5 protein-coding genes and 1 pseudogene are annotated in these 2,664 nt (G+C 61.8%); all 6 read left to right on the forward strand.

What is annotated here, in order from left to right:
* Nucleotides 1-240: hypothetical protein (locus HMPREF0178_RS22280; RefSeq protein ID WP_039958407.1), on the forward strand; the 240-nt coding region annotated here is incomplete at its 5' end.
* Between the two features lie 2 nt (nucleotides 241-242).
* The gene (locus tag HMPREF0178_RS00850) at nucleotides 243-1,283 is read left to right on the forward strand and encodes a MarR family transcriptional regulator (protein ID WP_009368006.1); all 1,041 of its coding nucleotides are present in this window, start codon (nucleotides 243-245) and stop codon (nucleotides 1,281-1,283) included.
* 11 nt (nucleotides 1,284-1,294) lie between these two features.
* Complete coding sequence (locus HMPREF0178_RS00855; protein WP_009368007.1) at nucleotides 1,295-1,744, forward strand: VRR-NUC domain-containing protein; 450 nt, start codon at nucleotides 1,295-1,297, stop codon at nucleotides 1,742-1,744.
* Nucleotides 1,741-2,031 (forward strand): hypothetical protein, encoded by a 291-nt coding sequence (locus HMPREF0178_RS00860; RefSeq protein ID WP_009368008.1) that lies wholly within the window; start codon nucleotides 1,741-1,743, stop codon nucleotides 2,029-2,031. The genes HMPREF0178_RS00855 and HMPREF0178_RS00860 overlap by 4 nt, the downstream gene beginning before the upstream one ends.
* Complete coding sequence (locus HMPREF0178_RS00865) at nucleotides 2,031-2,360, forward strand: hypothetical protein (protein WP_009368009.1); 330 nt, start codon at nucleotides 2,031-2,033, stop codon at nucleotides 2,358-2,360. Before HMPREF0178_RS00860 ends, HMPREF0178_RS00865 begins: the two co-directional genes overlap by 1 nt.
* Nucleotides 2,341-2,664 (forward strand): annotated as a pseudogene (locus HMPREF0178_RS21805) (hypothetical protein); the annotation flags it as partial. The gene HMPREF0178_RS00865 and the pseudogene HMPREF0178_RS21805, both read left to right, overlap by 20 nt.

Raw genomic sequence — 2,664 nt, forward strand, 5'->3', positions numbered from 1 at the left:
GCCGCCGCGCAATATCCGCATTTGCGGCCCTGCAAGAAGCATAGCTGGAACTGGCTGTATCGGAAGGCCTGCGCGAAGTGTGGAGATAGAATTGAAGTGCCGCTTGAAGGTTCGGCACGCGAACACGAAAAAGGCCCGCTGTGGAGCAACGGGCCAAGAGGGGAAAAGATGATGCAAGTTCATCAAAACGTTGAAAACAGTATGCCCGCAATCGGGTCTGCCGTCAAGGGAAAGGTGTGAGTATGGGCGGCTATTTCAAGGTCTGGCGCAAGATTGAGGACTCGAAGTCGTGGAGCCGGGGCGCACTGTATCGTGGGCTGATGATCACCCTTCTCCAGAAGGCGAACTGGAAGCAAGGATACTTTCACGGGCAGGAAATCCTGCCGGGCCAGCTTGCCTGTTCCGGGGCTTCGCTGGCGAGCGAGCTTGACCTGTCGCGGTATCAGGTGATGCGGATGCTGGCGACGCTTGAAGACGACGGCTTCATCACCCGTCAGACTTTCGGAAAAGTATGCACGCTGATCACTGTCGTGAATTGGCAGTTATACCAGTCTGCTACGGAAGAGGCCGCACAGCAGCCGCACAACGGGCGCACAAGCAGCGCACAGGTTCCGCACACGATAGAAGAAGGGAAGAAAGCAAGAAAAGAAATCCCTCCTGCATCCGCCGATGCAGTGGAGGAAGACGCTTCACCTGCCGGGAAGGGAAAGCAGGAAGAGGCGGCACCCCATGCGGAACCCGAGCAGGTCGTGGTTGCCCCCGAACCCTCCCCATCGTCCGGGCCGACGTACCGGACGGCGGGTAACCGCCAGCTTACAGGCCAAGCCCTGACATGGTTTACCAGCGTGTGGGACGCGTTCGGCTACAAGCGCGGGAAGGCCGAGGCTGCGGACGCTTTTCTGGACATCAAGGGCATGTCCGATTCCCTTGTGTCCGTCATTTGCCGGGCGGCCCAACAGGAAGCGGCGCGCAGGCCCGACCTTGTTGTGCGGGGCAAGACGCCGAAGATGCTGACGGGCTGGCTGGCCGGGCGGCGATGGGAGGACGAGGCGGACGCACCGCCCCCGCTTGTGCCGACTGCGGCCCGTGGCCCCTTGCTCGGGGCTCCCGTCATCGACATGCCGACGCAGGCGCAGCGCGAGGAAGGCTGGAAGGCGGGCTTGTCGTTCATGGAGAAATGGCGGCATGGCGTGAGGCCGGACAATCAGGCCGGACAGTTTGACCGCCAGAAGCCGCTACCTATTCCGGCGAACTTTGGGCGCGTCCTGCAACGGGCGCTGTAGGAGAACGGTTTATGACATGGAGCGTTTCCAACGAATCGGCCCCCGTCCGGCGCGCACCGGCGAAGCGGGTCCGGGCCTGCCCCACGGAATCGCAGGAGCAAAAATCCCTGTTCAAGTGGTGGCGTGTCTATTCCCGGCACGCCCCGCACCTCGTCATGTACCACATCCCCAACGGCGGGCGGCGTGACGCGATCACGGGGGCCCGGCTGAAGGCCGAAGGCGTGGTGGCGGGCGTGCCGGATATTTTTCTTGCCGTACCCCGGCAGGGGTTCCACGGGCTGTACGTCGAGCTGAAGCGGCAGAAGGGCGGCAGTCTGGAAAGCTCCCAGGAGGACATCATCGCAAGGCTCCGTCAGGCCGGGTACCGCGTCGAGGTCTGCATGGGCTGGTGGGAGGCGCGGGAAGTCATCGAAAACTATCTGACCGGGGCATTGCCCCAAGCAAGCGGAGGCAGAGCATGAGGGAACGCGTAGCCGATGTGATCGTCCCTATTACCGGCGGCAGGCTTGATATGCTGGCGAAGGCCACGGCGACGCTGCACAGGGCGGTTGAGGTGCAGGCATACGTCTGGGGCGTGGGCCGGAACCGGATAGCGATATTCGGTCCCCTCCGGCGCACGGTGGGCGGCGTCGGGATGCTGGTGTACAGGCTCAAGCGGCTGAAGGTGGAGAAGGGCATCAATCTGGACGACCGGAAGGCCGAGGGGAAGGACGTTTGGGACTGCCCGGCTCCAGTGGTTGATATGTGATGAACGTGCCGGAATGGATGTATGTGGGGGATATTGTGAACCAGCTTGAAATGGAACTGATCATCGGGAACGGAAGCGCGGCTGCGGGGCACAGGCTCATCGAGGACATTGCCCGGCGTGTATCCGAAGCGCGGCGAAAGCATCCCGTCTTTGCGGAGGGCAAATACCACGCGCTCGGCGTTATCGGCGAGGAGTATCAGGAGGTCGTGCAGGCCGTGGAAAAGGAGACGCCCGACCGCGTGTATCAGGAACTTCTCGACCTGATCACCACGTCCATCCGCGCGGCGAACGGAGAGCATGAGGTGGGGCATGGCCCGGCTGACGTCTGAGCAGTGGGAACAAGCCCGCGCGGAATATGAAGTCCGGGGCGTGTCGCTTGGGGAGGTCGCCAGACGTTTCGGGGTATCACAGCAGGCCGCATCGAAGCGCGCCCGGAAAGAGGGTTGGAAGCAAGGAAAAAGTTGTGGGGTTGTCGAGAAAAAGGTCAGTGCGATTAAGGCGCTATACGAAGTTGAGCAGGAAAGTTGTGACCTGCCCACAACTTTTCGCTCCACGATCGACGATGTGGTGCGCGAACGTCTTGAAGCCGACCATCTCTTTGCCCAATTCGACAAGGCCCTCATACTCAAGGCC

Source organism: Bilophila sp. 4_1_30, assembly GCF_000224655.1.
GTDB classification, from domain to species: Bacteria; Desulfobacterota; Desulfovibrionia; order Desulfovibrionales; family Desulfovibrionaceae; genus Bilophila; species Bilophila wadsworthia.